Origin of the sequence: Streptomyces sp. NPDC047085 (assembly GCF_040643735.1) — a bacterium.
In the GTDB taxonomy this organism is placed as follows: Bacteria; Actinomycetota; Actinomycetes; order Streptomycetales; family Streptomycetaceae; genus Streptomyces.
This window is the reverse complement of sequence record NZ_JBEYUW010000005.1, coordinates 246,635-272,631: the sequence shown is the minus strand read 5'-3', so window position 1 is coordinate 272,631 and position 25,997 is coordinate 246,635. Positions and strand designations below refer to the sequence as shown.

The following is a 25,997-nucleotide window of genomic DNA, read 5'->3' as shown; positions in this document are numbered from 1 at the left end:
TCTGGCGAAGCGTTCGGGGCGGCGTCGAGCGCTCAGTGGCAAACTGCGGTACTCATTCGCAATGAGCTGCGCGAACATCGTGCTCAGAATGGCCACCTGAAGTGCGCCTCGTCCTCCCGCGCGAGATCGCCGCCCTCGAAGCCGAACGCTGCGGCCCCTACCACAACGCCTTGGGCCTGTGGACCAGCTGCAGCCTCCGCGGCCGGGTCGAGCGCCGCTGCGTGGCCGACGACCCCGACAGCCTGTGCTCAGCGGCCATGAGAGGCCCGCGCAGACGGCCAAGGGCCCCGACCCCTGATGGGGGCGGGGCCCTTGTCGTCCCCAAAGGGTCTGCGGTGCTCACCGCTTCGACCCCCGCAGCCGACCTCGGGCGACTCCCCGGCCCCCGTTCCCAGGGCCTCGTGGGGCCCTCATGGGAAACCGCCCAGGTCTTGCCGTAGGCGAACTTGCGGGCGCGGGTGCCGTCCGGCTGGAGCACGTAGACCGCGCACTGGAAGCGGCCGTCCTTGCGCTTGGTAATGGTCCCGGCGCCGTTCGGGTTGCGCTTGCGCTGACCAGCCATCAGGCAGCCTCCTCCATCTGGCCGAGGACGAAGTCCCGGACCGCGGCAACGGGGATCCGCCGGGCGCCGTCGATCTTGATCAAGGCACCCGCCGCGCACGGCGCGGCGCGCGCGGCCCGTCGCCCGGGCCTGCGCTCCTGTCTACGCCCCGCTCCAGCCCGGCCGCCGTCCGCACGCCTACGGCTCGGGTTGACGGGGAGACCGTCGGTGGCTCGGACTGCTACTCAGCTCGCGTCAAAGCGATGCCTCCGGCGGGGGCGCTCAAACTCCGGGATGGAAGGGGCGCCGTCCGCGAGTGCCGGCGCGCTGTGGTCCGGCCAGGTAGATCGTGGCTGTCTTCTCGTAGCGGGTGGCGATGCCGCGCCATTGCTCGAGGCGGTTGATGCACCGTTCGACGGTGTTGCGCCGCTTGTAAATCTCACGGTCGAAGGCGGGCGGCCTGGCGCCCTGGCTGCCTCAACGCAGCCTGTGGCCGCGCTGGTCCGCCGGGACGGGAATCACGGCGCGGATGCCGCGTCTGCGCAGGTGGTCACGGATCGCGCGGGAGGAATACGCCTTGTCGGCCAAGACCACGTCCGGCCTGGTGCGGGGCCGACCGCGGCGACGGGGAACGTGCAGACGGGCAATGACGTCTGTGAAGGCCGGAGCATCGCCGGCCTGCCCGGCGGTGAGAACGAATGCCAACGGACGGCAGCGACCGTCCGCGGCGAGGTGGACCTTCGTGGTCAGTCCGCCACGGGACCGGCCGACGGCATGGTCGGCCGGCTCGCCGGCCGGGGCCCCTTTTTGCGGGCCCCGGCCGCGTGCTGGTGGGCACGCACGATCGTGGAATCCACCGAGACCGCCCAGTCGAGGTTCTCGTCGGCGTCGGCCTGAGCCATCAGCGCGGTGAAAACCCGCTCCCAGGTGCTGTCGACGGCCCACATCCGCAGCCGGTTATAGACACCTCGCCAGTTGCCGTACCGCTCCGGCAGATGGACCCACTGCGTTCCGGTCGGCGTCCGGTCCGGGAGCGACGGCTCGATCCGCGCCCACTGCGCATCTGTTAGCGGCGCACCCGGACCAACGACCGACCAATCCAAACGAAACTGCCTAGGGGCGCTGCTTCAAGCGGTCGACGATCGCCCAGTCCGCCACGTGCGACAGCTGGATGTACGTGTTCTTCCCGGAACGCGAAGTCCGCTCGTCGCGGAAGCCCAGGAATTCATACGACTCTGGGTCGAAGATGAGGTACTTGTCCTTCTCGGACGCGCGCTTCGGGTAGGAGATCCCCACCCCGGTGCGCCCGGCTGAGTCTTTCATCCCCGGGGTTGCCTTGACCCCGGGCACCAGGGCCAGCGCCTCGTACGCGGCGGGGCGCAGTCCCTCGGGCAGCACCGGCCACTTCAAGAGCTCGCCGAGCATGAAGTAGGCCTCGTACCAGTCCCACGCGGTGAAGGCGTCGATCGACTTGTCGGACGTGCCGACGCCGATGATGCCCTGGATGAGCTTCTCCGGGTCGGTGGGCAGCTTCTTCAGCTTGCTCCACTCCCGAGGCGGCCACACGCCCTCGTTCTTCCCCATGGGCTCCTCCCAGATCACCCGGCCGAGCTCCATGGTCAAAGATCGCTTGGAGCCGTCCACCGAGTCCCAGTTCAAGTCCACATAGGTCTTGACCGCGCCGGTCTTCCGCTCCGTCTCCTTGATGATCCGCTTCGAGTAGATGAACTGGTCGTCGCGCGGCGCCACGGGCTTCTCGTGCTTACTCGCCCGCGCTGCCGCTCCGTTCAGCACGGTCACGGCGGCGGCGTTGCGCATCTGCGGAGCGTTCGTGCCCGCGCGGTCGGTGCGGCCGCCCTCGTCGGCGCCGTCCTCGGTGATCAGTACCGCCGCGCCCGTAACCGCCACGGTGACCACCGCGGCTGTCGCGAGGCGCAGCGCGTGGCGGCGGCTGGGTGCGGCGTCGGGGTGTCGCTCCGTGCGCGTAATCGTGTTGAGCAGTCGGTGGCGGGCCTGCGCTCGGGTCGGTTCGGTGAGCGGGGACGCGTCCGCGTTCCAGTCCCGCAGGAGTTCGAGTTCGTCAGTCATGGCCGGATACCTCTCGCAGTGTCGTCGGATCGGATCCGCCCAACGCTTCGCGTAGCTTGCTGCGAGCCCTATGCAGCCGTGATCTGACCGTGCCGATGGGGACACCGAGGGCCTGGGCCACCTCCTCGTAGCCGAGACCGCCCCACGCCACCAGCAGCAGCACGTCCCGGTGCCGCGCGGGCAGTGCGGCCAGTGCTGCCGCCAGCTCACGGCGTACGGCCTGTGCCCCTACCCGGGCCGCAGCCCGGTCGGCCAGCGGCTCCTCGTGGTCGGCGGGAGCCGGGATGCGGGCCAGGGCCTTGAACCGGCGGGCCTCGGCCCGACGGTGCCGGCTGACCAGGTTGGTCGCTATGCCGAGCAGCCAGGGCCGGGCGTCGTCGCCCGTGGCCCGCGCGGGGTCGTACCGGTGCCGCTGCTGGAAAGCAGTGGTGAAGGTCTCCGCCATGAGGTCGTCGGCCGGTTCGCCGCCGAGCCTACGGGCCAGATAACGGTGTACCGCATCCGCGTGCCGGTCGAAGAGCACGGCGAATGCCTCGGGTTCATCCCGGGACCGCGCAATTACCGAGGCATCTCTCTCCGCCCCCGTGCGGATGCCTGGCTCGACGGTCATCGGGGCTCCTCTCGTCTTGGGGGAACGCTTCGAAGGCTTGGGCTTTCATCTCTCCTTCGCCCGTCGCCCCGGGCGAGTTCCCTCGGGGCCGCTGGCTGCTGGTCCAAAGATCCGAAAGAGAGGCCCTAGTCGGGTAGGCATCAAGCGCCGACTGTGTGCGCGGCCTACGCACGAAGATCAAGCCCTGGCGGACACCATAGGTCTGACCTGCGGAAATGCGCGCGCCGCACGGGGGCCTCCGGTGCCGTTGCGGTGCCGGCTCGATCAAGGGGCACGCACAGGATCGATCGGGCCAGCAAACGAAGCAGCAGGGGGGAGTCCGGGGCATTGTCCCGGACTCCCCCCTGTGAGTGTTGAAGGGAATGCTGTCGCCGACAACCTTCGTTGCCGACCATCCCCCTTCAGGAACAGTGAGGTTCGCTCGCGGTGAGGAGGTAACCGCGGCTGATCGCTACGCGGAGCACGTCCCGCAGAGATCCAGTCAGCTTGTCCGCCAGGAGGCGCACATCCTCGGAGGCCGAGTCTTCGTCACCGAGGGTTTCCGAGGCCTGGTCCAACAGTTCGGCCGCCCTCCCGAGTTGCACCGCCTCGATGTTGTCCGCCAGGCGGGAGAGGTGACCGCTTGCGCGCTCCACCTGGACGCCAGGGACCACGCCTGCTCCACGGTGTGTGGGTCGACGGCGTACGGGATGGGAGCCGGGGTGAGTGGTGGGTGAGGCAGGGGGTCAGGCCGGTCGGAGGACCTGGACCTCGTGGCGGGCGAGCGGCACCTGTAGTTCCCACCTAGGGTTGAACAAAGCGGATCAAACGAAGTGGATCTCCGCTACAGGTAGCGACGTAGCGACAGAGGAGGCACGCATGGCCGGAAAAGCCAGCATCGTGCTGGCCCACGGCTTGTGGGCCGATGGCTCGTGCTTCGCAAAGCTCATCCCCGCACTCCAGGCCGAGGGTCGCGAGGTCTTCGCGTCGCAGCATGGACTTGACTCGCTCGCAGGCGACGTCGACTGCGTAACCCGCGCGATCAACCACGTGCCCGGCCCGGTCGTGCTCGTGGGCCACTCCTACGGCGGCACGCTGATCACCAAGGCGGGCGTGCACGACCGGGTGGGCGCCCTGGTGTACATCTGCGCGCTTGCCCCGGACGACGACGAGACCTCGCAGCAGCACCTGGCCGCGTTTCCCAGCTCGCCGGTTTTCGAGCACCTTGAGGTCGCCGACAACCGCATCTACCTCAAGGAGTCGGGCATCGGCGACTTCTGTGGCGACCTGCCACTGGAGGAACAAAAGCTCGTGCTGGCGACCGCTAGCCCGCCGATCGCGGACCTCTTCGACCAGCAGGTACCCGGCAATGCCTGGCGAGCGAAGCCGAGCTGGTACATCGTGGGCACCCAGGACCGCACGGTGAACCCGGACCGGGAGCGCGCTTCCGCCGAACGGATGAAGGCCACGACCGTCAGCCTCGACAGCAGCCACGTCCCGATGCTCTCTCAGCCCAACGCTGTCCTCGAGGTCATCCGCAACGCTGCGAAGACCCTGGAGTAGGGCCGAGGACCGCGGGGCACGCCGCCTTTGGGCATCCGTGCGCGTCGCCGCCGGCCGCGATCCGATGTGAGTCGGGATCGCTAGGTGGTATGAACACTCACGCCTCTTCCGCGGGAATGGCCGGCCGTGCCGCGTAGCGGGTGCGCATCGCGTCGCTGGCTGCGGGGCCTGCGGTGAAGACGTAGGCGGCGCTGTCGTCGAGTCGGCGGCCGGTTTTGGCGTCGACGACGACGGGCTCGACTTCCTCGCCTGTGTGCGCGTCGACGAGGATCATGCTGCGGGGGCTCCGTTGTCGCGGTTGGCTCGATGTGGCCGGTATGGGCCGTGGTGCCGGTGCCCGCGGGAGTGGTGTGTCACCACTCGATGGCGCGTCCGTCGACGGTCGTTCCGGGGTAGAGGTGTTCGGCAGTCAGGGCCAGGATGGTGGGATTGATGCGGTCCAGGTGACGCAGCAGCATCAAGTCGGCGAACTCCTTGGCGTGGCGGGCGACGGCGGCCACTTCCTCGGTGTCCTGCAGGTACTTGCGGGTCTCGTCCAGGTGGCGGGGGTCGTCGTCGTTGGCGGGGTTCTTGTGTCCGGCGACGACGGCGCGAGGGTGGACCGCGGCTATCTTGTCGATGGCGGCGATCCAGTCCGCGCGCCGCTCGGGCAGCGGCCGGGCCTTCTCGCCGCCGGCGAGGTAGGGGTGGACGCCGTTGTAGACGATGTCGCCCGCGACGACGAGGCCGATGGACGGCACGTGCACGAACGTGGTGTCCGGTCCGTCGCTGTCGCCGGCCTCGACGAACCGGACCTCCTCGCCCTCCAGGAGGAAGGTGTAGTCGTCGATCACCTCGGGCAGCACGATGCCCTTGACGATCTGGCCGGGAAACTGGCTGTTCCAGAACGCCATACGCTCTCCGGCGGCGAACTCCGCCAGGGCCACGGTGCCCTCGGTGGCGATCATCCGCGCGTCAGGAAAGTGCTTGGCGACCTCGGAGAAACCGAACCAGTGATCGCCGTGGCCGTGAGTGGCGTACATGGCGACCAGGTTCTTGCCCGAGGCCAGCACCCACTCGGCCACCTGCCGGGACTGCTCCTCCAGGTGCGGGGCGTCGATCAGGATGGCGTCCCGCTCCCCGTGGATGAGGGTCGCCGACATCGGGGACCAGGCCGGCAGCGGCCGGACCGAGGAACCATCGGGCAGGACCGCCCGGGGAGGAAGGGTGACGAGGACGTCGTATTCGAGGGCCATGGTTGTCTGCTTTCTGAGCTTTCGATGCTTAGTTCTTATGTTTGCCTGGAACACCCGAAATGCTCCCGGCCGGGACCGGCGACCTTGTCGTCGCCGAGTCTGTGGGGCGCACGTGATGCGTCCACCGGCGCGCGCCGTGTGTCGAGGCTGCGCGCGTTTTCGCACCCACCCTGTGGCACCGTCCGGTGTCAGGACCGTGCGGCTCTCGCGGTCACCGGGGCCGGAGCCGGTTCGGCAGCAGGCTGGTGGCGGCGGATGATCAGGTGTGTGATCTCGGCCGCGCTGAAGGCAAGGACGATCAGTGCGGCGCCGATGGGGCCGAGCCAGTGCACGCCGGCCCAGTTCAGCGCGCCCTGGCCGACGACGGGGGCGATGGACACCCCGACGTAGAGCGTCGCGGAGTGGAGGCCCGTCAACATCGGGGCAGCCGCCGGCATCGCACCGATCAGGCGGTGGGTCTGCGGCGTGATGAATCCCCAGCCGCACAGGCCCCAGACGATCAGCGCGGCGACGGCTGTGCCGATGTGCGCACTGGACCATGGCATCAGCACGAAGTCGATGGCGAGCACCACGAGGGCGGTGTTGATGATCCGGCGGGCGCCGAGCCGGTCGACCAGGTGCCCCGAACCGAGCGTGCCGATCGTCGAGGCCACACCCCACACAAACAGCAGGACCGAGAGCGTGATGCCGCTGCCGCCGGTCGCGCGGTCCAGGCCGTCCGCGATGTAGGAGTAGACGATGTACAGGCCGGTGAACAACAGGAGTGTCGTCAGCAGGCCCATGCCGACACGGCGGTCGCCGAGCGGCGCGAGCCGCGTCCGCAGCGGGACCAGCGGCGGGTTGGGGATCTTGGGCAGCAGAAGCGCGATGGCCAGCGCCGCAACAGCCCCGAGAGCGGAGACGAACACCATGGTGATGCGCCAGTCACCGGTCAGACTGCCGATGGCCGTGCCGATGGGGGCACCGAGCGCGGTCGCCGCGCTGAGACCGGCCATCACCGTGGAGATCGCACGCCCCCGGCGCTCCGGCGGAGCGAGCGCGGCTGCCGCAGCTATCGCGGTCGGGGTCACCATCGAGCCGCCGAGCCCGGCCAGCGCCCGTGCGAACAGAGCGATGCCGAAGCTCGGAACAAATGCGGTCAAAAGGTTGCCCACGATGAAGATGCCGAGTCCGGTGAGGAACAACGTGCGCCGCGGCCAGCGCGTGGTGAGTGCCGCCATGACGGGGCCGAGGACGGCGTAGGTGAAGGCGTAGGCCGTGATCAGCCATCCGGCGGTTCCGATGCCAACGCCCAAAGAGTGCCCGGCGTCGGGCAGGATGCCGGCGATGACGAAGCTGTCCGTGCCGATGGCGAAGAGCGCCGCAGTCAGTACGAGGAGCGATCGGTACACGTGGGGTCCTCCTGATGATGTAACCATGTCTGTTACATCACTGTTTTAAAAGAGAGGCCGATCCGAAGATCGGCCGGAAATGAACCGGATATCACCGAGCGGGCGCGCTTCAGGCGACGGCGATCGTCTTCTTTAGGACGTCGGCGATGGTGATCGTCGCCAACTCTTCCTTCATCGCTTCCTCGGCGCGGCCGTACACGCCTTGCAACACCGGCGGGAGACCCAGGCCGACGGGACACTCCTGACTAGGGAGGGTCGAATGCAGCGCGATGAGGGGCTCGGGTTCGACGGCTTCGTAAACATCGTTCAAGGTGATCGACTCGGGGGGCCGTCCGAGCTTCACACCCGCACCCTGACCGCGCACCGACACGACCAGGCCGGCCTCACGCAGACTGCCGAGGATCCGACGAATCACCACAGGGTTTGTGTTGACACTCGCCGCAATCCTGTCGGAGGTCACAATGCCGCCGGGACGTCGAGGGCAGGTGAGCGCCATCCAGGTCAACGCGTGTATGGCCACGGTCATGCGACTACTCACAGCCATCGGACCCTCCTTCCTCGAACGTCGCGTTGTAACAGGTTCAATTACAACACGGGCGCCTGTCAAGCGCACCGGCAATTCAGCCCACCCAGTCGCGCGCCCTTGAGCAGATGCGGGAGCGCGAGACCTTTGCGGCCGGAAGCCGAGTCCTGTGAACGACAGGCTGGCGCGTCGGCAAGGCCGCGGGTGGCGGTTTCCTCATCTGCGGGATGCACCCTCTGGTCCCACCGCCTCTTCACTCACTGGAGGAATAATGCATCCGTCATAGTACTTATCAGACATTAGAGTCATACTCTAGTCCATACAGTGATTCTCTGGCCTGCCCGCTGGGGCAGCTGAAGGAGGCTGTCGTGCAGAGCGACATCTCGGTGCAGGGCGCCGTGAGAGAACTGCTGACGCAGCTGGAACCGGACCAGATCCTGACCGGCGGCCCCGGCTACCGGGAGGGTGCCCGACTGTGGAACGGCGCCGTGGAGCACCGTCCGGCGTTGATCGTGCGGCCCCGGACCCCCGGCCAGGTGCGTGCCGCTGTCCTGGCTGCTCGGGACAACGGGCTGCCGCTGTCCGTGAGAGGCGGCGGGCATGATTGGGCGGGGCGCTCCCTGCGTTCCGGGGGGCTGGTCATCGACTTGGCGCAGATGCGGCACGTCGCAGTCGACCGACGCACACGGGCCGCCACCCTCCAGGGCGGCGCCACTGCTGAGTACGCGATCGCGGCCGCCGCCTCGCAGGGGCTGTCGGCGGTCACCGGCATGGTGGGTGGTGTCGGTATGGCCGGTCTGACGCTCGCCGGAGGCTACGGTCCGCTCAACGGGCGCGCCGGGCTGGCCCTGGACAACATGCTGGCCGCAGATGTCGTCCTGGCTGACGGGCGCCTAGTCACCGCCGATGACGCGCACCATCCGGAGCTGCACTGGGCCCTGCGCGGCGCGGGCGGCAACTTCGGCGTGGTCACGAGTCTCCGGATAAGGCTGCACGCAGGTTCCCAACTGCTGGCCGGGTTGATCACCTATCCACTGTCCCAGGCAGCGCATGTCTTCGAGCGCCTCGACGCCTTCCTTCCCACCGCACCCGACGACCTGACCGTCCAAAGCGGACTCGTCACCGGCCCGGACGGCACTCCCGTCGTGCTCCTCGCACCCGCCTGGAGCGGTGACCCGGCCCGCGGCGAAGCCGTCGTCAGCCCACTCCAGCAGCTTGGATCGCCCCTTTCGGCGCAGGTCGCACCCATGCCTCTGGCGCAGATGCTGCGCCTGAACGAGGAGTTGGGGCCCGCCGGACGCCACTACGCCCTTGCCACCCGCACCATCGCCGGCTTCACGCCGGGCGTGGTCGCCGCGCTGGCCGAAGCCGCGGCCACCAGCACCTCGCCGCTGAGCGGCATCTCCGTCCACCACTTCCACGGCGCCGCCACCCGCGTGCCTTTGGAGGCGACCGCCTTCGGTCTGCGGCGCGCCCACTTCATGGTGGAGATCGTGGCGGCCTGGCAGCCCGGCGACGGACAGGCCGCAGGGCATCGCGCCTGGGCGGATGCCACCTCCAGCGCCCTTGCACCCCACGCCCTGCCCGGCGGTTACCCCAACCTCCTCGGCCCCGCCGCCCACGACCAGATCGCTCACGCCTACGGCCCCCACACCGGGCGGCTCACGGAGATCAAAGAGCGCTATGACCCCGAGCACGTCTTCGCCGCCACGCCCCTGCCCGCCGCGGGCAACCAGGTCAAACGGGCGCCAGCACACCGATGTCCCAAGGCTCGCGGCGGACAGCAAAGCCGCCGCGAAAGCAGGTGCCGCCCGGTCGTCGACCAACTCTGACACTCCCAACAGGCCGAGGGGTTACGGACCCGCGCCGGCGGGGCCTCCAGCTCGGCGCGATGCGACGGAGCGTCGGCTCCGTGCTGTCGTCAGCGCCGGGGCGGCTGCAGCCGCCCCGGCACGCCGGGCCCCTGCACCGCGGCACATCGGCCCCTTCAAAAACAAATCAGAAACAAAGCGGAGGAAGAAACTGCCATGACGAAGCGGGCACCGGCCGGCCTGGACGGCATCCTGCGAGGCGCGTCCGCAGGCAGCAGAGCAGCACTGGAATCCCTGCTGACCCGCTCCGCAGTGGGGCTGGCGGTCTGGGACACTCACCTGCGCTGCACCTGGGTGAACGAAACTCTGGCACACCAGGACGGCATCCCCGCTACGCAGCGCCTGGGCCGACCGCCCTCCCAGGCACTGAGCGGCGAGGCCGACGTGCTGGAGGCGGTGATGAGGGAGGTCCTTGCCGGCAGCACTCCGGTGATAGGCCGCGAATACCCCGTTCCGACTGCTGGAGACGACGGCCGGCAGCCGAACCTCTCGGTGTCCTTTTTCCGACTCGATGACGATGAGGGCGGGGCACTGGGCGTGTGCTCCCTGGTCAAGGAGATGGCCGGCCGGCAATGGGCCGGCGAGCGGCTGGCCCAGCTCAGCAATGCAAGCACCCGAATCGGCACCACGCTCGATGTGATCCGCACGGCGCAGGAGTTGGCGGATTTCGCCGTGCCGTTCCTGGCCGACCATGCAGCGGTCGATCTGACTGAGGCAGTGCGGCTTGGTGAGAAGCCTCTGGCGCGGCTGGGCCCGATGGACGGGCGCTTCCCCGTCTTCCGCCGCGCGGGACTGGCGTCAATCCATCCGGGAGTACCGGAGTCTTTGTGGGATCGCGGCCAAGTGGTCTACGTGGCCTCGACGTCACCGTTCACTCAAGTCCTGGCCTCGGGCTTGTCGCTGATAGAGCCGACCCTGGGTAATTCCCCGTCGTTGTGGTACAACCTGGACCCGGCGCTGGCGGAGAACATCCGCGAGCACGGGATGCACTCCCTGATGATCGTGCCGATGCACGCCCGCGGCGTCATTCTGGGTGTTGCGGTGTTCGTCCGGATGGACAACCCCGTACCTTTCGACGAGGACGACCTGCTCCTCGCCGAGGAATTGGTCGCCCGGGCAGCCCTGAGCCTGGACAACGCCAATCGCTACACACGCGAGCGCGCCACCGCTCTCGCGCTCCAGCGCAGCCTGCTACCCCGCCACGTGACCGGAGGGTCCGCCCTCGACGTGGTCACCCGCTATCTCCCGGCCGATGTAGAGGAGGGCGTCGGTGGCGACTGGTACGACGTCATCACCCTGCCCGGCGGTCGCGTAGCTCTCGTCGTCGGCGATGTCGTCGGGCACGGGGTGCAGGCCGCGGCCGCGATGGGCCGCCTGCGAATGGCGGTGCAGACCCTCGCCGACCTCGACCACTCCCCTGGCGAACTGCTCACCCATCTCAACAACGTGGTCGGCCGACTGGCTGAAGAGGAATCCGACGACATAGGCCGCTACACCTCCTCGCTGGGCGCGACCTGCCTGTACGCCGTCTACGATCCGGTCACCCAGACCTGCACCATGGCCCGCGCCGGACACCCCCCGCCGGCCATCCTCTTCCCGGACGGCAGCATCACCGTCCCGGACGTCCCCGCCGGGACACCGCTGGGCCTGGCCACGCTGCCGTACGAGGCCACCGAGATACAGCTGCCCGAGCAGAGCGTCATCGCCTTGTTCACCGACGGACTCATCGAAGACCGTCGCTACGACATCGATGCCGGAATGGAACGCCTGATCACTGCCCTCACCCGGCCTGGCCTCTCTCTGGAGGATTTGTCCTCCGTGATGATCGACACCCTGCCGGTCGACTCTCCGTCCGACGACGTCACACTCGTCCTGGCCCGCACACGCTCACTGAACCCCGCCCACACTGCCGCATGGGAACTGGCCACCGATCCGGCCGCCGTCAGTACAGCGCGATCCCTGGTGGTTGGCCAGCTGGCAAGCTGGGGACTGCAGAAACTGGCCACGAGCACCGAACTCATCGTCAGCGAACTGGTCACCAACGCCGTCCTCCACGCCACCGGCCCCATCCGCTTGCGCCTGATCCGCCACGAGGTGCTGGTCTGCGAGGTCGCCGACCACAGCAGCATCGCACCGCGCCTGCACCAGGCCCATCTCCACGACGAGGGTGGCCGCGGCCTCTTCCTCGTCGCTCAACTCGCCCACCGCTGGGGCACCCGCCAGATCCCGGACGGCAAACTCGTCTGGGCCGAGCAGACCCTTCCCACCAGCGCGTAAAGGGCATCCGACACCGGCGATACCGGCCTCATCCGCGGCTCCTGGCCTCCTGCCCGACGGCATAGAAGCGCAACTGCACGCCCACAACGTCCACCGCGCCGGAAGAAACCGCACCACCATCAAGTGATCCGCCCCAGCCTGCACAGCCTTGCCGACTGCTGCCGACTGCAGCGGTCGCCGCGGCGAGGCGCGTCGGCCCGGTCAGGCCTTGAGCAGAGCGCTGCAACAGGCGTCCAGGAGCCACTGTTCGGCTTGGGCGTATGTCCACCCGTTGTCCTCAACAAGGGTGAAGAACCCGGAGTAGCCGAAGTAGAACCAGAGGATGTCCAAGGCCTTGTCGGCGTCGATGCCCTCCCGGAGGGCGCCCAGGTCGGCGAGACGCTGCGCGACGAAGGCCGTGCCCCCGCGGTAGCGGGCGGTTGCGGTGGCGAGGGCTTCGGACGCTGTCTCGTCATGGGGTGCGGCGGCGAGCACCACGTGCATGATGTCGCCGTAGTCCTGCCGCATGCTCCGAGTGAGCGCGGCGACGGCGCGCAGGATTTCTGCGGGGTCGTCGAGTTCCCCGATTCGTCTCCGGGCCTGGTCGACCACAGGGGCGTCCGACCAGTCGTCGATGAGGGTGCGCAGCAGCCCCTGCTTCCCGCCGCCCACCGAGTACACCGTTGCGGGGGAGACCCGGGCTACTTCGGCGATGTCGTCCACCCGGGTCGCGAAGTAGCCCTTCTCGAAGAACAGGCGCCGGGCCGCGTCGACGATGGCCTTGCGTGTTGCCTCGGCGTACTCCGCCCGTCTGCTGGAGCGTCCCTGGGTGACCGGCTTGCCTGCGGCATCCGTCTTCTGGTTCACAACACCGCCCCATCTGCTGGAGGAATACTCCACCCAATATATCCCTTATCGGACATTAGAGGTACGCTCTAGTCAATCCAGTGTTTCTCTGACCCGCTCAAGCCCGACCCCAACCCGGGAGGACGGCATGCCTGGTTCAGCCCCACACTCAGCCAGCACCCCTCCAAACACCGACGCCGCCACCAGCACTTCCGTGTCGCCCGAAACCGACAGCACCCTGTGCATCGACCGCTCTTGGACGTCCTGGTACGGGGCCCACGGCGGATACGTCGCCGCCCTCGCCCTCGCCGCCATGCGCGAGCACCTGGCCGGACGGAGCGCGGAAGCGGATCCGGTCCGCACCATGGGCGCCCACTTCCTGGCCCCAGTGGACCAGCGCCGGCTGCACTTTACGACCCACGTCCTGCGCGAGGGCCGCCGTACGTCGATGTCCTCGGTCACCGCGGTACAGGGCGGCGCCCCAGTGCTGACCGGCACCGCCGTGTTCGGACGCGGCGGCAGCGGTCCTGCTTACGCCGATCTGCCCGCGCCCCCCGCACCGGACTCCGACGCCTGCCCACAACTCACCCTCCCCCACGCTCTGGCGGCCTACGCTGCCCACCTGGAGATCCACCCGGCCGACGACGCCCGCCCGCTCGGCGGCGGGGAAAAGGCCGAGCTCCTCGCCTGGATACGCTTCGCCGACCGCAGGCCGCTGGATACACAGACGCTGGTGGTCCTTGCCGATGCCCTGCCGCCCGCCCTGTTCGCCCTGTGGACCGTGCCGCGCCCGGTGCCCACTGCGGAACTGACCGTGCATTTCACCGACGCCCTGGACTCCGGCCCTGCCCAGCAATGGGCTCTGGTCCGGATTTGCACCGAGCACGCCGGAAGCGGCTGGGCCATCGAGAACAGCGCCATCTGGTCCACCGACGGCCGGCTGCTCGCTCTCGCCCGCCAGGCACGCGCCGTACGTGAAGGGCTCCACACGCCGCGCGAGACTGGCCCAACCCGCCCTGCACGTACCTCGACAGACCAGGGCACCTTGCCTGGGCACGGTCCCCTGTGACAGCCGGCTGCCCCCACTGCAGGCAGAGGCCGCAACGGCGTGAGACGCCACGGCGGAAACGACGTCTCAGCAAGCCACCACACCGTCTACCGCCAGGCCCGCACACCGGGCAAACAGATCCACACAGGATGGGCAACTGACATGAGGGTGAACGACATCACCGCTCTAGAGCCCCAACTAGCCAACTGCCGAGACTTCTGGCTCGGCTGGGGAGCACAGGACCGGCTCGATGAGTGCCTGACCTACTACCGCAGCGGGCTGCCTTATTCTGCCCTCAACGGGGTGCTGCGCCTGCAGAGCAGCGAGCACATGGGCCACTGGGTCAAGCAAGCGACGAACCGCTTGGCAGGAGTGCCGTGGAGGTGGTGGGTCGGGCCGGACAGCGCCCCCGATGTTCAAGATCGGCTGGCCGACTACGGCGCCGTCAAGGTCGGTTCGGTGCCGATCATGGCCGTCCGGATCGCCCAGCACACCGAGATCAGCCCTCCCCCATCCCTGAAGATCGAAGCGATTGACGGCACCAAGGCCCTCTCCGAGTGGGTGCGGACATACAGCCGGTCCTTCGGGTTCGCTCCACAGCTGCTGGATGACATCGTGCAGTGCGAGGCAGGAAGGACCGACGCCACCAACATCGTCCGAGTCACCGGACGGCTCGACAAAGAGGCGATCGGTACCGCTTGCATGCTCGACGCCCACGGCGTGGCAGGCATCTACGTAGTCACCACCGCTGAAGCTCACCGTCGTCAAGGCATCGGAGCGGCCCTCACCGCAGCCGCGCTAAAGGCCGGACGTGAACGCGGAGCGCGTATAGGCACACTCCAGGCCAGCAGCTTGGGCATTCCGGTCTATCAACACATGGCGTTCCAGACCATCGCCGAATATCAGCTGTTCGAGATCCCAACGTCCTGACCGTGTCGCCGTTCTGGCCGCCAGTGGCGAACCTGTCGGACCCGAGGAATATGTACGAGGGCGTGTCGAAGAACCTCGGGATCAGCCTCTGGACGGTGCGCAACTGGGTGTCAGGGAACGATCGGACGGCGACGGAAGCCCGCACCTGATCCCCTCGAACTGGCCCTTTGCCGTGATCACGGCCGTGGCACAAGGTCCGTCAAGGGTTCACATCACACCGCTCCTTGCAGATCATCAAGTGCCCGCGCGAGCGCGGGCCGACTCGAGAACAGTGAACCCGCTGTTGGGGCGGTCGGCGGAACGGCTGGAGGAAACACCATGACGGACCCTTTGTTGATCACGCTTGCCGATGCCCTGGCGAACCTCATGATCTCCATCGACATGACTGATGACGATGACGTTGACCCGGACGTCTGCGTGCCGTGGTTCGAAGACGTCGCACACAAGCTCAGCCGGCTCTCCGTCGACGACAGGCACAGGCTTGCCCAGGTGATCCGCGAGGTAGCCGGCCGGGAGCCTGATGCCCAGAGACAGGCGGCGCTCCTCGAAACGCCGGACAACCTCGGCCTCGAAGATCCCGATGCCGAATAGGCAGCCCGGGCCCCATCGACCAACGGTACGGTCCAGCCATGTCGAACGATGCGCCCGATCCCTTCAAGGAAGTCATGACGCGAGAGTCCCTCGCCGCCATGATCCACAGCCTCTGCGACGACTTTCGCCGGCGGGGCGAGGAGTGGGAGAACCGCACCGTGGAGGACTACCTCGGCGCGCTCGCCGCATGGATCACGGACTCGCCCGGCTCGTATCGGTACCTCGGCGAAGAGATGCCGCGGGACGGCGACTGGACGTTCTTTGCGCGGGCCCTCAGCGCAGCCGTCGTGTACGAGTAGCCGAAGAGCCGTGCCACTCTCGTGCCAGAACCGGTCACCCCCTCTCAGCACCGAACCTCGCTCCTGACACCGACAGCCGTCGTGCCCATCCGTCCAGGTGACCCGGCCCGAGGCCACTGCCCGAGGCCCCTGGCCGTTGGGTCCCGGCCGGACTGGGTCTATCGTCGGAATCACAGGGCCAGGACGAGGAGGACGGCCGGTGATGCCGCAGGACGAGGCCGTGATCGGCTGCACGGGGAAGGTACTCATCGGAACGCGCGGTTCCACAGGCCCCGGCGAAGTCCTGGTGCGGGTCAGAGGCGGCTCCGAGACCTTCCTCGCCTGGTCGGAGGAGCCCCTGCCGGTCGGCGCGACGGTGCTCGTGATCGAATCACGTGGATGCCGCGAGGTCGGCGTCATCGAGTGGGTGGATCCATTGGACGCGCTCGGCGACAGCGCCGAGGCCGGCTGAGGAGTACAAGCATGTTCGGATACCGCGTCCCCGCTCCCGACGAGGCGATGTTGATCTCGGGGGGCAGGCGGGGACTGGGGGGCGCGCCGTTCCGAGTCGTCACGGGGCACGGGAAGTTCGTGCTGCCGGTCTTCCGGAAGGTCCGGTTCCTTACCCTGTCCATGTGCGAGTCCGAGGTCACCGAGACCTGTGTGACCAGGCAGGGCATCGCATTGCACGTCCGCGCGGTCATCGCCTTCAAGGTCGGCAACGACCACGAGAGCATCATCAACGCGGGCCAGCGGTTCCTCTCCGACCAGGAGCAGATGTCGGTGCTCACCGGCCGGATCTTCGCCGGACACCTGCGGGCCATCATCGGCTCGATGACGGTCGAGGAGATCGTCACCGAGCGGCAGAAGCTCGCCGCCGAGGTGCTGGACACCTCCAAGACCGAGATGGCGAAGATCGGCCTGATCGTCGACTCGCTGCAGATCCAGTCGATCGACGACGGCGACACCGGCTACATCGACGCCATGTCCGCGCCCCACAAGGCCGCCATCCAGCGGCAGGCGCAGATCGCCCAGGCACAGGCCACCCAGGCCGCCGTCGAGGCGGAGCAGGCGGCGGCCCGTAAGCAGGCCGAGTACGCCCGGCAGACCGCCATCGTCAAGGCCGAGTACTCGGCCGAGGTGGACCGCGCCCAGGCACAGGCCGGGCAGGCCGGACCGCTGGCGCAGGCGCACGCTCAGCAGGAGGTGCTCGCCGCCCAGACGGAGCTGGCCCTGCGCCAGGCCAAGCTGCGCCAGCAGCAGCTGGTCGCCGAGGTCGTGAAGCCCGCCGAGGCCGAGGCCGAGCGGGTCAGGATCCTCGCGGCCGCCGAGGCGCAGCGGATGAAGATCCAGGCGGAGGCGGCCGCCTCGTACGACCGGGTCGCGCTCGACCGGATGCTGATCGACCAGCTCCCGCAGATCGTCAAGGAGGCCGCCGGCGGCCTCGCGGGCGCCAACGTCAACGTCCTGAACGGCGCGGACGGCCTCGGCGAGATCGCCGCCGGCCTGGTGTCCCAGGGGCTGACGATCCTCGACTCGGTCCGGCAGAACCTGAACGGCCAGGAGCCCGACGGACGGCGGTCCAAGGAGGAGAGCGAGAACAACCGCCTGCTCCAACTGCCCACCAGCAAGGGAAAGAAGTCGAACGACGGCCCGGTGGACGTCGACTAGGGCCGGCGGCCAGGCGTCTCACGCTTCGACATCCTCCAGGCACCGATCGTTGTGACCCTGAACTCCAGGCTCGGACCCAGGTATGACCCAAGCGCGTGTCACAGGTCCGAATCCTGCCGGAGGCACCAGGGGAAAGGCCCCGGACCGGTCTTGGTCCGGGGCCTTTGACATCAGGGTTTTGCCGGGATGCCGAGTTCGGCGAGCAGTTCGCGCACGCGCTGTTCGATGGCGTCCCGGATCGGTCGTACGGCGTCGACGCCCTGGCCCGCCGGGTCCTCCAACTGCCAGTCCAGGTAGCGCTTTCCGGGGAAGACGGGGCAGGCGTCTCCGCATCCCATCGTGATCACCACGTCGGAGGACTGCACCGCCTCCGTGGTGAGGACCTTCGGGGTCTCGGCGGAGATGTCGATGCCGGCCTCCTTCATCGCTTCCACGACGGCCGGGTTGACGGTGTCGGCGGGGGCGGATCCGGCGGAGCGGACCTCGACCCGGCCGTCGGAGAGGTGGGAGAGGAAGGCGGCACCCATCTGGGAGCGGCCGGCGTTGTGGACGCAGACGAACAGCACCGACGGACGCGGGGAGGGGGAGGGGGAGGGGGTGGTCATGGCAGGTGTCTTCCTCGAAGTGGCTTGCTCGAAGTGGCTTGCTCGAAGTGGCTTGCTTGGAGGGTGAAGTGCGCTCAGGAAGAGGCCAGTTCCGGTTCGCCGTGTGGGGCGGCGATCTCGTGCTCCGCGGGGGCCGGACGTCCGTACACCATGGCCACGGCGCCCAGTCCGAGCACGGCACCGGCCAGTTGGGCCGCGATGAACGGCGCCACGGAGGCGGGTGCGATCCCGGCGAAGGTGTCCGTGAACGCCCGGCCGATGGTCACCGCGGGGTTCGCGAACGACGTGGAGGAGGTGAACCAGTAGGCGGCCCCGATGTAGGACGCCACGGCGGCGGGGGCCACGTGGGCACGGGCGACCCGGTCGAGTCCGAAGACCAGGGCGACGAGGCCCGCGGTCGCGACGATCTCGCCGAGCAGCAGGTGCGGGGCGGACCGGTCGTGGGTGGAGAACCGCACGAGCGGCTCGGCGAACATCGCGTCCGCGAGGATCGCGCCGCCGATCGCCCCGGCGACCTGGGCGGGGACGTACGCGGCCACCTCCCGCAGCGCGGGGCCGGTTCCGGTGCGGCGGCCGAGGGCCCAGGCGGCGAGGGTGACGGCCGGGTTGAAGTGCGCCCCCGAGACCGGCCCCAGCAGAGTGATCAGTACGGCGAGACCGAAGACGGTGGCGAGGGAGTTGGCGAGCAGCTGCACACCGACGTCGTGCGACAGCTCGGTGGCCTGGATCCCCGAGCCCACCACCACCGTCACGAGCAGCGCGGTCCCCACCGCCTCGGCGGCGAGGCGACGGACGAGCGGCGCGGTCACGAGCCGGTTCCCACGGGCTGCGGTGCGGTCAGGAACCCGGCGAGCCGGTCCAGGGCGCCGGGCAGTGCCCAGTAGTAGACCCAGGTCCCACGGCGCTCGCAGTCGATCAGACCGGCCTGGCGCAGCAGCTTGAGGTGGTGGGAGATCGTCGGCTGGGACAGCTCGAAGGCCGGGGTCAGCTCGCACACGCAGACCTCGCCGCCGCCCTCGGCTCGCGCGGCGATCATCGACAGCAGGCGCAGACGGACCGGGTCGCCCAGGGCCTTGAAGACCTTCGCCAGTTCCAGCGCCCGCTTCTCGTCCAGCGGCGCGGAGGCGAGGCCCGGACAGCAGGCGGCGTCCTGCCCGATCACCTCGAGCTCTTGTTTCGACATGCCTCTATGTTGACGTTTTTCGAATCACGCCGCAAGGTTGCATCAACGAACGTCTATACAGGCCGTTCGGAGCGTTGCCATGCCCCGTCTCACCCAGGAGTGACGTCATGAGCGAGCAGTCCACCGACCTGCGCGAAACCGTCCGCCGGCGATACGCCGCGGCGGCGGTGAAGGTCACCGAGGGCGGCACCGCCTGTTGCGGACCCCAGCCCGTCGAGGTCGACGAGAACTTCGGCTCGACTCTCTACGCCGCCGACGAGCGCGACGCCCTGCCCGCCGAGGCGGTCGCCGCCTCCCTCGGCTGCGGCAACCCCACCGCCGTCGCCGAGCTGCGCGAGGGTGAGCGCGTCCTCGACCTCGGTTCCGGCGGCGGCATCGACGTCCTGCTCTCCGCCCGCCGCGTCGGCCCCGCCGGCAAGGCATACGGCCTCGACATGACCGAGGAGATGCTCGCCCTGGCCCTGGCCAACGCCGCGAAGGCGGGCGCGGCCAACGTCGAGTTCCTCAAGGGCACCATCGAGGCGATCCCGCTGCCCGCGGGCACCATCGACGTGGTGATCTCGAACTGCGTGATCAACCTGTCCACCGACAAGTCCGCCGTCTTCGCCGAGACCTTCCGCGTGCTGAGGCCGGGCGGCCGCATCGGGGTCTCCGACGTCGTCGCCGATGACGCCCTCAGCCCCGAACAGCGAGCCGAGCGCGGTGACCACGTCGGCTGCATCGCCGGGGCGCTGTCCTTCGCGGAATACCGTGCGGGCCTGGAAGCGGCGGGATTCACGAACGTCGAGATCACTCCGACCCACTCGGTCGCCGACGGCATGCACTCCGCGATCGTCCGTGCCACGAAGCCGCCCACCACCACCAGGGAGGCCACCGAGACCGCGGGCGTGCCGGCCGACGCCTGCTGCGGCGTCAACTCCTGCTGCACACCGGCGGAGACCTCGACGGACCCGGCACGAACTGTCGCCGAGTTGAAGACGGCATCGGGCTGCGGCTGCCAGGGCTGAGGCATCGCGCCCTTGAAGCAGGACTGAGGCGTCACGCCCTTGAGCAGGACTGAGGCATCACGTCCTTGAGCAGGACTGAGGCATCACGTCCTTGAAGGGCGCGTCCTGACGGGGCACCCGCGCAAGGCGCCCGACCGGGCTTGGCCCGGGGGCAGTGGAGCGGGTAGCGAGGCCACGGTCCCTAGGAGCGTTCGCCGCTTCCGGAAGAGGATCGGCCGCGGCCGGCCCCACCGACGGCTTCATGCGCGGGGCCCTGGGCGGCGGCATGCTGCGTCAGCACCTTCATGATCTCCGAGGCCAGCACATCCGCCAGGGCAGGCGCGAGAGCATCCGCCAGGGCGGTCGCGAGGGTCTGCGCGAAGAACACCCTTTCCAGTTCCGAGGAACGGGAGGGCGGCCGGGACAGGGACGCAACGGCCGCTTCCATCAGGGCCCCCGTCAGCGGGTCCTTTCCGTGCTTGACGCCGATGCCGGTATGCGGAACTCCGGCATCGCGCACAATTTCCTCGAAGACCTCGTCGATGAAGGCCTCCAAGGGATCCCGTTCCGATTGTCCGCCGGACTCAGCTGCCATGGTGGTTCCTCAAGTTCCTCAAGTTCCTCGGGTTTCTCAGTGTTCCTCAAGTCTTTGATTTCCCTAGGCACCTGCCCCCCGATACCGCCGAATGCCAGAATCGGGGGGCAGGGATGTCGCCAGTTCCTAGGAGCGGCGCATCAGCGCGGCAAGGAGGAGGGGGTTCTCGATCAGCGACTCGCCGCCGCGCTCCTCACGACGACGGTGCATCAGCGCGGCAAGGAGCAGCGGATGCTCGATGATCGACTCCTCACCACGCTCCTCACGGCGGTGGCGCATCAGCGCGGCGAGGAGGAGGGGGTGCTCGATGATCGACTCGCCGCCGCGCTCCTCACGACGACGGCGCATCAGCGCGGCGAGGAGCAGCGGATGCCCGATGATCGACTCCTCACCACGCTCCTTACGGCGGCGCATCAGCGCGGCGAGGAGCAGCGGGTGGTCGACGATCGGTTCCTCACCGCTCTCCTCGCGGCGACGCGACAGCGCGGCGAGGAGGAGCGGGTTCTCGATGATCGACTCCTCGCCACGCTCCTCACGACGGGCCAGCAGCGTAGCCAGCAGGAGCGGACCGAAGGCGGATTCCTCGCCGAACTCTTCCTGGCCGACCCCGGCCTTTTCTCGAGTGGGAGTCTCCGTCGTTGCCGTCATGGTTCCCTCTTTCTTTGACGCATGACTCGGCGGAGTGCTCGGCTGTCGAAAGCTTCGCGCTCCGCCCTTCAGCGCCATCGTGGAGGCGCGCGGCAGCGGCCGCATTTCGATCATGTGCCATATGGCCGCGGAATCCCGGGAAACGCGCGCAAGCCGAAAGCGAGGGCCGGGCCATTCACCGGCCGGCTTTCACCCCGTCGGACGCCCTCCGGCTGGAGATCGGCCACCCGGGTGCCTAACGGGTCGTGAAGCCGCCGTTGACGAAGAAGACCTGGCCGTTGGCCCACCAGCCGTCGGTGAGCAGGAACTTCACCCAGGGGACGATGTACTCGATCTTGGTCAGGTCGCCGTTCATCGCCTGGGCCTTGAGGTAGGCCACGGAGTCGTCGGTCTCGGCCGGGTAGAAGAAGCCGGTGTCCATCGGGCCGGGAGCGATGCAGTTGACGGAGATGTTGCGGCCGAACAGCTCCTTGGACAGGGCCCGGGTGAAGTCCTCGACCGGGGCCTTGCTGCCGGCGTAGACGGAGTACAGGCCGGTGTAGCCGGCCAGCAGCGAAGTGACGACGGTGAGGATCTTGCCGCCGTCCTCGATCCGCTTCGCGGCTTCCTTCATGACGAAGAAGGCGGCTTTGGAGTTCACCGCGAACATGCGGTCGTACTCCTCCGGGGTCACCTCGACCAGGGGTTTCTTGATGACCATCCCGGCGGTGTTCACGCTCGCGTGCAACGAGCCGAAGCGGTCGACGACCTCGTCGAAGACCCGCTCGACCTGCTCCGGCCGGGTGAGGTCGCCCTGCAGGGAGAACGCCTCGCCGCCCTTGCCCGTGATCTCGTCGACCACGGCCTGTGCCTTGGCGGCCGAGGAGTCGCTGTTGTAGTGCACGGCGATCCGGGCACCCGCGTCGGCGAGGGTACGGCTGATCAGCGCCCCCAGATTGCGGGAGGCGCCGCCCACGAAGACGGCCTTGCCTTCCAGGGCGTCGGGAACAGCGGATGTCATCGGTGTGCTCCTTTCGCCCCCCTCCGATCCCCTCTCCGGCCGCACCCCCTCGGATCACACCCTTTCGATTCTGAGCCGGGTTGCGGGAAACGGCTCGGTGCGCGGTGCGGCCGAACGGAGTGCCGAGTCGGGGCGGCGCGGTCAGACTGGGGGTACGACCGCACTGTGCCGGCGCGAGAACGGTCGGGTGATCATGAACGAGTCGACGTACCAGGCGTCCGAGTCGGCGTACCAGGCGTCTCTCGAGGTCGACGACGAAGGCGTCGTCGTCGCCTGGAGCACGGCCGCCGAAAAGTTGCTGGGGTACCCCGAGGACCTGGTCCTCGGCCGCAAGGCCACGGACCTTCTCAGCGACGCGCCGACGGGCGACGCGAACGCCGACATCGTGCTGCGGCACCGGGACGGGCACCCCGTCCGCTGCCGGCTGCGGCTGAGCGCCGGGCACACGGCGCGGGGCGGACCACGCTGGAGGGTCGGCCTGTGGCCGGCTGAGGTGCGCGGGGCGGGAACCTCCACCTCGACCGCCACCCCCGCCGACACCTCGACCGCCGACACCTCCGACACCTCCGCCTCCGCCACCTCCGCCGACGTGGACCGCGCGCTCCTGGACGCCCTGTTCACCCGCTCCCCCATCGGCCTGTTCCTCATGGACCCCGACCTGCGCCTGACGCGCTACAACGCCGCCGCCGAGGGCATGCAGGGCACCCGGGTCACCGAGGGGCTGGGGCTGCGGCCCACCGAGGCATGGCCGGACTTCAGCGCCCAGAGGGCCGAACAGGTGATGACCGAGGTGCTGGAGACCGGGCTGCCTGCGCTCGCCTTCGAGAAGCGCGGCCGTCCCCCCGGCGACCCCGAGCACGAGCACGTCTACTCGGCGTCCGCGTTCCGTCTGGAGGGCCCGGACGGCCGCGTCCTCGGCGTCGCCGACCTGGTCACCGACGTGACCGAGCAGCACCGGGCCCAGGAACGGCTCGCCCTCATCGCCGACGCCGGTTCCCGCATCGGCACCACCCTGGACGTGCTGAGTACCGCGGCCGAGCTGGCCGACGTGGTGGTGCCCCGGTTGGCCGACCGCGTGGCCGTGGACCTCCTGGAGCCGGTGCTGACCGGGGAGGAGATACCGGACCGGCCGATCGAGCCCCGCTGGGACCTGCGGCGTGCCGCCTCCCGGTCCATCCAGGCGGACCGTCACGCGGGCGCGTTCGCGATCGGCGAGGTCAGCAGTTACCCGGACGCCGCGCCCGCCGTCCAGGTCCTCAACGGGCACAAGCCGTGCCTCGTGCGCACGGTCGACGAGGACAGCGCGTGGATACGGAGCGACGGGGTCAGGGGACCCCGGATGCGGGCGGAAGGGGTCCACTCGCTGATGGCGGTCCCGCTGCTGGCCCGCGACTCCACGCTGGGCCTGGTCACCTTCTACCGGTGGACCGACCGTGGCTCCTTCGAGGACGCCGACCTCACCGTGGCCCAGGACCTCGCCGCCCGTACCGCCGTCGCGCTGGACAACGCCCACCGCTATGTACGCGAGCGCAACACCGTGCTCACCCTGCAGCGCGGCCTGGTGCCCCACAGCCTCCACGTCCCGCAGGCGGTCCAGGCGGCACACCACTGGGTCCAGTCCGGCGCGGGCGGCGACTGGACCGACGTCATCGCCCTGCCCGGCGCCCGGGTGGCCGTCGTCGCGGGCAGTGTCCCTGGGCGCGGTGTGCGGGCCGCCACCAACGCGGGGCGGCTGCGCACCGCCGTGCACACCCTGGCCTCCCTGGGGCTCGCCCCCGACGAGCTCACGGCCCGCCTCGACGACCTGGTCCGCCAGATGCACGTCGAGACCGCCCAGGACCCCGGCGGCAGCCCCGTCGGCACCACCTGCCTCTACCTGGTCTACGACCCCGTCACCTGCCAGTGCACGGCGGCCACCGCCGGGCCCCCGGGGCTGGCCCTGGCGGTTCCGGACGGCTCGGTGACCTTCCCCGAGATGTCCGCGGGTCCGCCCCTCGGCCGGCCCGGCCCGCCCTTCGCGAAGACCACGATGCGGGTGCCCGAGAACAGCCGGCTGGTCCTGTTCACACCGGGGCTGCTGCAGGCCTTCCGGGGCGAGGACGCTCAGCACGAGGCACATATGCGGCTCACCCGCCTGCTGTCCGCCGCCCACGGCACCCCCCAGGATCTCTGTCTGCGCCTGACCGAGGAACTGGTCCCGCCCGACCCCTGGAACGACGCGGCCGTCCTCGTGGCCTGCACGCGGCCCCTGGATCCCGCGCGCGTCGCCACCTGGGTGCTCCCCGCCGACCCGGAGGCCGTGGCCACGGCCCGTTCGCTCACCGCCCGCCAGCTGACCACCTGGGCCATGGACGACGAGGTGTTCTCCACCGAACTGATCGTCAGCGAGCTGGTCACCAACGCCATCCGGTACGCCAAACCGCCCGTGCAGCTGCGGCTGATCCGCGACCGCACGCTGAGCGTGGAGGTATCCGACGGCAGCAGCGCCGCCCCGCATCTGCGGCACGCCCGTACGACCGACGAGGGCGGCCGCGGGCTGCTGCTGGTCTCGCAGTTCGCCCAGCGCTGGGGAACCCGTTACGAGGACCGCGGCAAGACCATCTGGGCGGAAGAACCCGTGACCGCGGTGGCCTGACCGGGCCTGACGGGCCTGACCTGTGCTGACCGGGCCCGGCGGGCCTGTCCGGTTCCTTGACGAATTCCTGACGCCGCGGACGCATCCGGCACCCCCCGTCGCGGTGTCCTCCCCGTTGTCCGGAACCGGACGGAAGTCGCGTCGGAGAATGGAGTGCCATGGAAGGCACCGTCGTCGCAGTGGTGATCGTGGTCGTGGCCCTGCTGCTCGTGCTGAAGAGCGGGATGCGGGTCGTCAACCAGGTGGAGCGCGGAGTGGTGTTCCGGTGGGGGAAGGCCCTGCCGAGCCACCGGCAGCCCGGCATCACCTTCCTCATTCCGTTCGCCGACCGGATGCGCAAGGTGAACGTGCAGGTCGTGACCATGCCCGTGCCGACCCAGGAGGGCATCACCAAGGACAACGTGTCGGTGAAGGTCGACGCGGTCGTCTACTTCCGGGTGACCGACCCGGTGCGGGCCGCCATCGAGGTGCAGGACTACGTCTTCGCCGTCGGGCAGGTCGCCCAGTCCTCCCTGCGTTCCATCATCGGCAAGAGCGACCTGGACGACCTGCTCAGCGACCGGGAGCGGCTGCACGAGGGGCTGGCCCTGATGATCGACAGCCCGGCCGCGGGCTGGGGCATCCACATCGACCGGGTCGAGATCAAGGATGTGCAGCTCCCGGAGTCGCTGAAGCGGTCCATGTCGCGGCAGGCCGAGGCGGAGCGGGAACGGCGGGCCCGGGTCATCACCGCGGACGGTGAGTTCCAGGCCGCACAGCAGCTCGCCAACGCGTCGCGGATCATGTCGGACACGCCGGAGGCCATGCAGCTCCGGCTGCTGCAGACCGTCGTCGAGGTCGCCGCCGAGAAGAACTCCACGCTGGTGATGCCGTTCCCGGTCGAGCTGCTGCGCTACTTCGACAAGGCCACCCAGAAGATGGACG

At 69.1% G+C, this 25,997-nt stretch carries 23 protein-coding genes and 4 pseudogenes; 12 read left to right on the top strand and 15 right to left on the bottom strand.

The window, feature by feature from the left end:
- Positions 1-421: 421 nt before the first annotated feature.
- The 4 genes and pseudogenes from ABZ865_RS19935 to ABZ865_RS19920 form a co-directional block, all read right to left on the bottom strand.
- Positions 422-562, bottom strand: a pseudogene (locus tag ABZ865_RS19935) (site-specific integrase); the annotation flags it as partial.
- A gap of 261 nt (positions 563-823) precedes the next feature.
- Positions 824-1,587: pseudogene (locus tag ABZ865_RS19930) on the bottom strand (IS5 family transposase).
- 67 nt (positions 1,588-1,654) lie between these two features.
- A complete protein-coding gene (locus tag ABZ865_RS19925; protein ID WP_361231720.1) occupies positions 1,655-2,629 on the bottom strand; it encodes a CU044_5270 family protein in 975 nt (324 codons plus the stop codon).
- Positions 2,622-3,239 (bottom strand): RNA polymerase sigma factor, encoded by a 618-nt coding sequence (locus tag ABZ865_RS19920; protein WP_073896648.1) that lies wholly within the window; start codon positions 3,237-3,239, stop codon positions 2,622-2,624. Before ABZ865_RS19920 ends, ABZ865_RS19925 begins: the two co-directional genes overlap by 8 nt.
- Positions 3,240-4,097: 858 nt before the next feature.
- Here ABZ865_RS19920 and ABZ865_RS19915 point away from each other — a divergent pair.
- Positions 4,098-4,781, top strand: a complete 684-nt coding sequence (locus tag ABZ865_RS19915; protein ID WP_336112576.1) for an alpha/beta hydrolase — start codon at positions 4,098-4,100, stop codon at positions 4,779-4,781.
- Positions 4,782-4,878: 97 nt separating this feature from the next.
- Here the strand turns inward: ABZ865_RS19915 and ABZ865_RS19910 are convergent.
- The 4 genes and pseudogenes from ABZ865_RS19910 to ABZ865_RS19895 all read right to left on the bottom strand — a co-directional run.
- A pseudogene (locus ABZ865_RS19910) lies at positions 4,879-5,061 on the bottom strand (transcriptional regulator); the annotation flags it as partial.
- Between the two features lie 73 nt (positions 5,062-5,134).
- Positions 5,135-6,016: an MBL fold metallo-hydrolase gene (locus ABZ865_RS19905; protein ID WP_361231717.1), complete on the bottom strand. Its 882-nt coding sequence runs from the start codon at positions 6,014-6,016 to the stop codon at positions 5,135-5,137.
- A gap of 188 nt (positions 6,017-6,204) precedes the next feature.
- Entirely contained in the window at positions 6,205-7,407 is a 1,203-nt protein-coding gene (locus ABZ865_RS19900; RefSeq protein WP_361231715.1) for an MFS transporter, read from the bottom strand.
- Positions 7,408-7,516: 109 nt separating this feature from the next.
- On the bottom strand, positions 7,517-7,951 hold the full coding sequence (locus tag ABZ865_RS19895) for an Rrf2 family transcriptional regulator (protein ID WP_361231713.1): 435 nt from the start codon (positions 7,949-7,951) through the stop codon (positions 7,517-7,519).
- Between the two features lie 347 nt (positions 7,952-8,298).
- Here ABZ865_RS19895 and ABZ865_RS19890 point away from each other — a divergent pair, with 347 nt between their 5' ends.
- Both ABZ865_RS19890 and ABZ865_RS19885 read left to right on the top strand, forming a co-directional pair.
- Complete coding sequence (locus tag ABZ865_RS19890; RefSeq protein WP_361231711.1) at positions 8,299-9,762, top strand: FAD-binding oxidoreductase; 1,464 nt, start codon at positions 8,299-8,301, stop codon at positions 9,760-9,762.
- Between the two features lie 195 nt (positions 9,763-9,957).
- The gene (locus ABZ865_RS19885; RefSeq protein ID WP_361231709.1) at positions 9,958-12,078 is read left to right on the top strand and encodes a SpoIIE family protein phosphatase; all 2,121 of its coding nucleotides are present in this window, start codon (positions 9,958-9,960) and stop codon (positions 12,076-12,078) included.
- Positions 12,079-12,279: 201 nt separating this feature from the next.
- On the opposite strand, the gene ABZ865_RS19880 is transcribed toward ABZ865_RS19885, so the two are convergent.
- A complete protein-coding gene (locus ABZ865_RS19880) occupies positions 12,280-12,924 on the bottom strand; it encodes a TetR/AcrR family transcriptional regulator (RefSeq protein ID WP_361231707.1) in 645 nt (214 codons plus the stop codon).
- Between the two features lie 193 nt (positions 12,925-13,117).
- Here ABZ865_RS19880 and ABZ865_RS19875 point away from each other — a divergent pair, with 193 nt between their 5' ends.
- From ABZ865_RS19875 to ABZ865_RS19850, 6 genes are all read left to right on the top strand, one after another.
- Positions 13,118-13,972, top strand: a complete 855-nt coding sequence (locus tag ABZ865_RS19875) for a thioesterase family protein (RefSeq protein ID WP_361231705.1) — start codon at positions 13,118-13,120, stop codon at positions 13,970-13,972.
- Positions 13,973-14,119: 147 nt separating this feature from the next.
- Positions 14,120-14,881: a GNAT family N-acetyltransferase gene (locus tag ABZ865_RS19870; RefSeq protein ID WP_361231703.1), complete on the top strand. Its 762-nt coding sequence runs from the start codon at positions 14,120-14,122 to the stop codon at positions 14,879-14,881.
- A gap of 318 nt (positions 14,882-15,199) precedes the next feature.
- Positions 15,200-15,472, top strand: a complete 273-nt coding sequence (locus tag ABZ865_RS19865) for a hypothetical protein (RefSeq protein WP_361231701.1) — start codon at positions 15,200-15,202, stop codon at positions 15,470-15,472.
- 38 nt (positions 15,473-15,510) lie between these two features.
- Entirely contained in the window at positions 15,511-15,771 is a 261-nt protein-coding gene (locus tag ABZ865_RS19860; RefSeq protein ID WP_361231699.1) for a hypothetical protein, read from the top strand.
- 202 nt (positions 15,772-15,973) lie between these two features.
- Positions 15,974-16,222, top strand: coding sequence for a hypothetical protein (locus tag ABZ865_RS19855; protein ID WP_263209826.1), 249 nt, complete (start codon positions 15,974-15,976; stop codon positions 16,220-16,222).
- An 11-nt stretch (positions 16,223-16,233) separates the two neighbouring features.
- Positions 16,234-17,421 (top strand): SPFH domain-containing protein, encoded by a 1,188-nt coding sequence (locus tag ABZ865_RS19850; RefSeq protein ID WP_361231697.1) that lies wholly within the window; start codon positions 16,234-16,236, stop codon positions 17,419-17,421.
- Between the two features lie 170 nt (positions 17,422-17,591).
- Here ABZ865_RS19850 and ABZ865_RS19845 read toward each other — a convergent pair whose 3' ends face one another.
- The 3 genes from ABZ865_RS19845 to ABZ865_RS19835 form a co-directional block, all read right to left on the bottom strand.
- A complete protein-coding gene (locus ABZ865_RS19845) occupies positions 17,592-18,026 on the bottom strand; it encodes an arsenate reductase ArsC (RefSeq protein WP_361231695.1) in 435 nt (144 codons plus the stop codon).
- A gap of 74 nt (positions 18,027-18,100) precedes the next feature.
- On the bottom strand, positions 18,101-18,835 hold the full coding sequence (locus ABZ865_RS19840; protein ID WP_361231693.1) for an MIP/aquaporin family protein: 735 nt from the start codon (positions 18,833-18,835) through the stop codon (positions 18,101-18,103).
- Positions 18,832-19,209 (bottom strand): metalloregulator ArsR/SmtB family transcription factor, encoded by a 378-nt coding sequence (locus ABZ865_RS19835; RefSeq protein ID WP_361231691.1) that lies wholly within the window; start codon positions 19,207-19,209, stop codon positions 18,832-18,834. The genes ABZ865_RS19840 and ABZ865_RS19835 overlap by 4 nt, the downstream gene beginning before the upstream one ends.
- Before the next feature lie 107 nt (positions 19,210-19,316).
- Between ABZ865_RS19835 and arsM the strand changes: the two genes are divergently transcribed.
- Positions 19,317-20,216: an arsenite methyltransferase gene (gene arsM / locus ABZ865_RS19830; RefSeq protein WP_361231689.1), complete on the top strand. Its 900-nt coding sequence runs from the start codon at positions 19,317-19,319 to the stop codon at positions 20,214-20,216.
- 181 nt (positions 20,217-20,397) lie between these two features.
- On the opposite strand, the gene ABZ865_RS19825 is transcribed toward arsM, so the two are convergent.
- From ABZ865_RS19825 to ABZ865_RS19815, 3 genes are all read right to left on the bottom strand, one after another.
- Entirely contained in the window at positions 20,398-20,790 is a 393-nt protein-coding gene (locus ABZ865_RS19825; protein WP_361231687.1) for a hypothetical protein, read from the bottom strand.
- Between the two features lie 126 nt (positions 20,791-20,916).
- Entirely contained in the window at positions 20,917-21,438 is a 522-nt protein-coding gene (locus ABZ865_RS19820; protein WP_361231685.1) for a hypothetical protein, read from the bottom strand.
- Between the two features lie 235 nt (positions 21,439-21,673).
- Positions 21,674-22,438 (bottom strand): SDR family oxidoreductase, encoded by a 765-nt coding sequence (locus ABZ865_RS19815; RefSeq protein ID WP_361231683.1) that lies wholly within the window; start codon positions 22,436-22,438, stop codon positions 21,674-21,676.
- Positions 22,439-22,631: 193 nt separating this feature from the next.
- On the opposite strand from ABZ865_RS19815, the gene ABZ865_RS19810 reads away from it, so the two are divergent.
- Both ABZ865_RS19810 and ABZ865_RS19805 read left to right on the top strand, forming a co-directional pair.
- Positions 22,632-25,073: a SpoIIE family protein phosphatase gene (locus ABZ865_RS19810; protein ID WP_361231681.1), complete on the top strand. Its 2,442-nt coding sequence runs from the start codon at positions 22,632-22,634 to the stop codon at positions 25,071-25,073.
- 158 nt (positions 25,074-25,231) lie between these two features.
- Positions 25,232-25,981: pseudogene (locus tag ABZ865_RS19805) on the top strand (slipin family protein); the annotation flags it as partial.
- Positions 25,982-25,997 lie beyond the last annotated feature (16 nt).

Coding starts and splice junctions, on each gene's coding strand:
- ABZ865_RS19895 (WP_361231713.1), bottom strand. CDS start 7,951: ATGGCTGTGAGTAGTCGCATGACCGTGGCCATACACGCGTTGACCTGG.
- ABZ865_RS19845 (WP_361231695.1), bottom strand. CDS start 18,026: ATGACCACCCCCTCCCCCTCCCCCTCCCCGCGTCCGTCGGTGCTGTTC.
- arsM (WP_361231689.1), top strand. CDS start 19,317: ATGAGCGAGCAGTCCACCGACCTGCGCGAAACCGTCCGCCGGCGATAC.
- ABZ865_RS19820 (WP_361231685.1), bottom strand. CDS start 21,438: ATGACGGCAACGACGGAGACTCCCACTCGAGAAAAGGCCGGGGTCGGC.
- ABZ865_RS19825 (WP_361231687.1), bottom strand. CDS start 20,790: ATGGCAGCTGAGTCCGGCGGACAATCGGAACGGGATCCCTTGGAGGCC.
- ABZ865_RS19885 (WP_361231709.1), top strand. CDS start 9,958: ATGACGAAGCGGGCACCGGCCGGCCTGGACGGCATCCTGCGAGGCGCG.
- ABZ865_RS19905 (WP_361231717.1), bottom strand. CDS start 6,016: ATGGCCCTCGAATACGACGTCCTCGTCACCCTTCCTCCCCGGGCGGTC.
- ABZ865_RS19835 (WP_361231691.1), bottom strand. CDS start 19,209: ATGTCGAAACAAGAGCTCGAGGTGATCGGGCAGGACGCCGCCTGCTGT.
- ABZ865_RS19815 (WP_361231683.1), bottom strand. CDS start 22,438: ATGACATCCGCTGTTCCCGACGCCCTGGAAGGCAAGGCCGTCTTCGTG.
- ABZ865_RS19915 (WP_336112576.1), top strand. CDS start 4,098: ATGGCCGGAAAAGCCAGCATCGTGCTGGCCCACGGCTTGTGGGCCGAT.
- ABZ865_RS19920 (WP_073896648.1), bottom strand. CDS start 3,239: ATGACCGTCGAGCCAGGCATCCGCACGGGGGCGGAGAGAGATGCCTCG.
- ABZ865_RS19855 (WP_263209826.1), top strand. CDS start 15,974: ATGCCGCAGGACGAGGCCGTGATCGGCTGCACGGGGAAGGTACTCATC.
- ABZ865_RS19860 (WP_361231699.1), top strand. CDS start 15,511: ATGTCGAACGATGCGCCCGATCCCTTCAAGGAAGTCATGACGCGAGAG.
- ABZ865_RS19925 (WP_361231720.1), bottom strand. CDS start 2,629: ATGACTGACGAACTCGAACTCCTGCGGGACTGGAACGCGGACGCGTCC.
- ABZ865_RS19810 (WP_361231681.1), top strand. CDS start 22,632: ATGAACGAGTCGACGTACCAGGCGTCCGAGTCGGCGTACCAGGCGTCT.
- ABZ865_RS19865 (WP_361231701.1), top strand. CDS start 15,200: ATGACGGACCCTTTGTTGATCACGCTTGCCGATGCCCTGGCGAACCTC.
- ABZ865_RS19850 (WP_361231697.1), top strand. CDS start 16,234: ATGTTCGGATACCGCGTCCCCGCTCCCGACGAGGCGATGTTGATCTCG.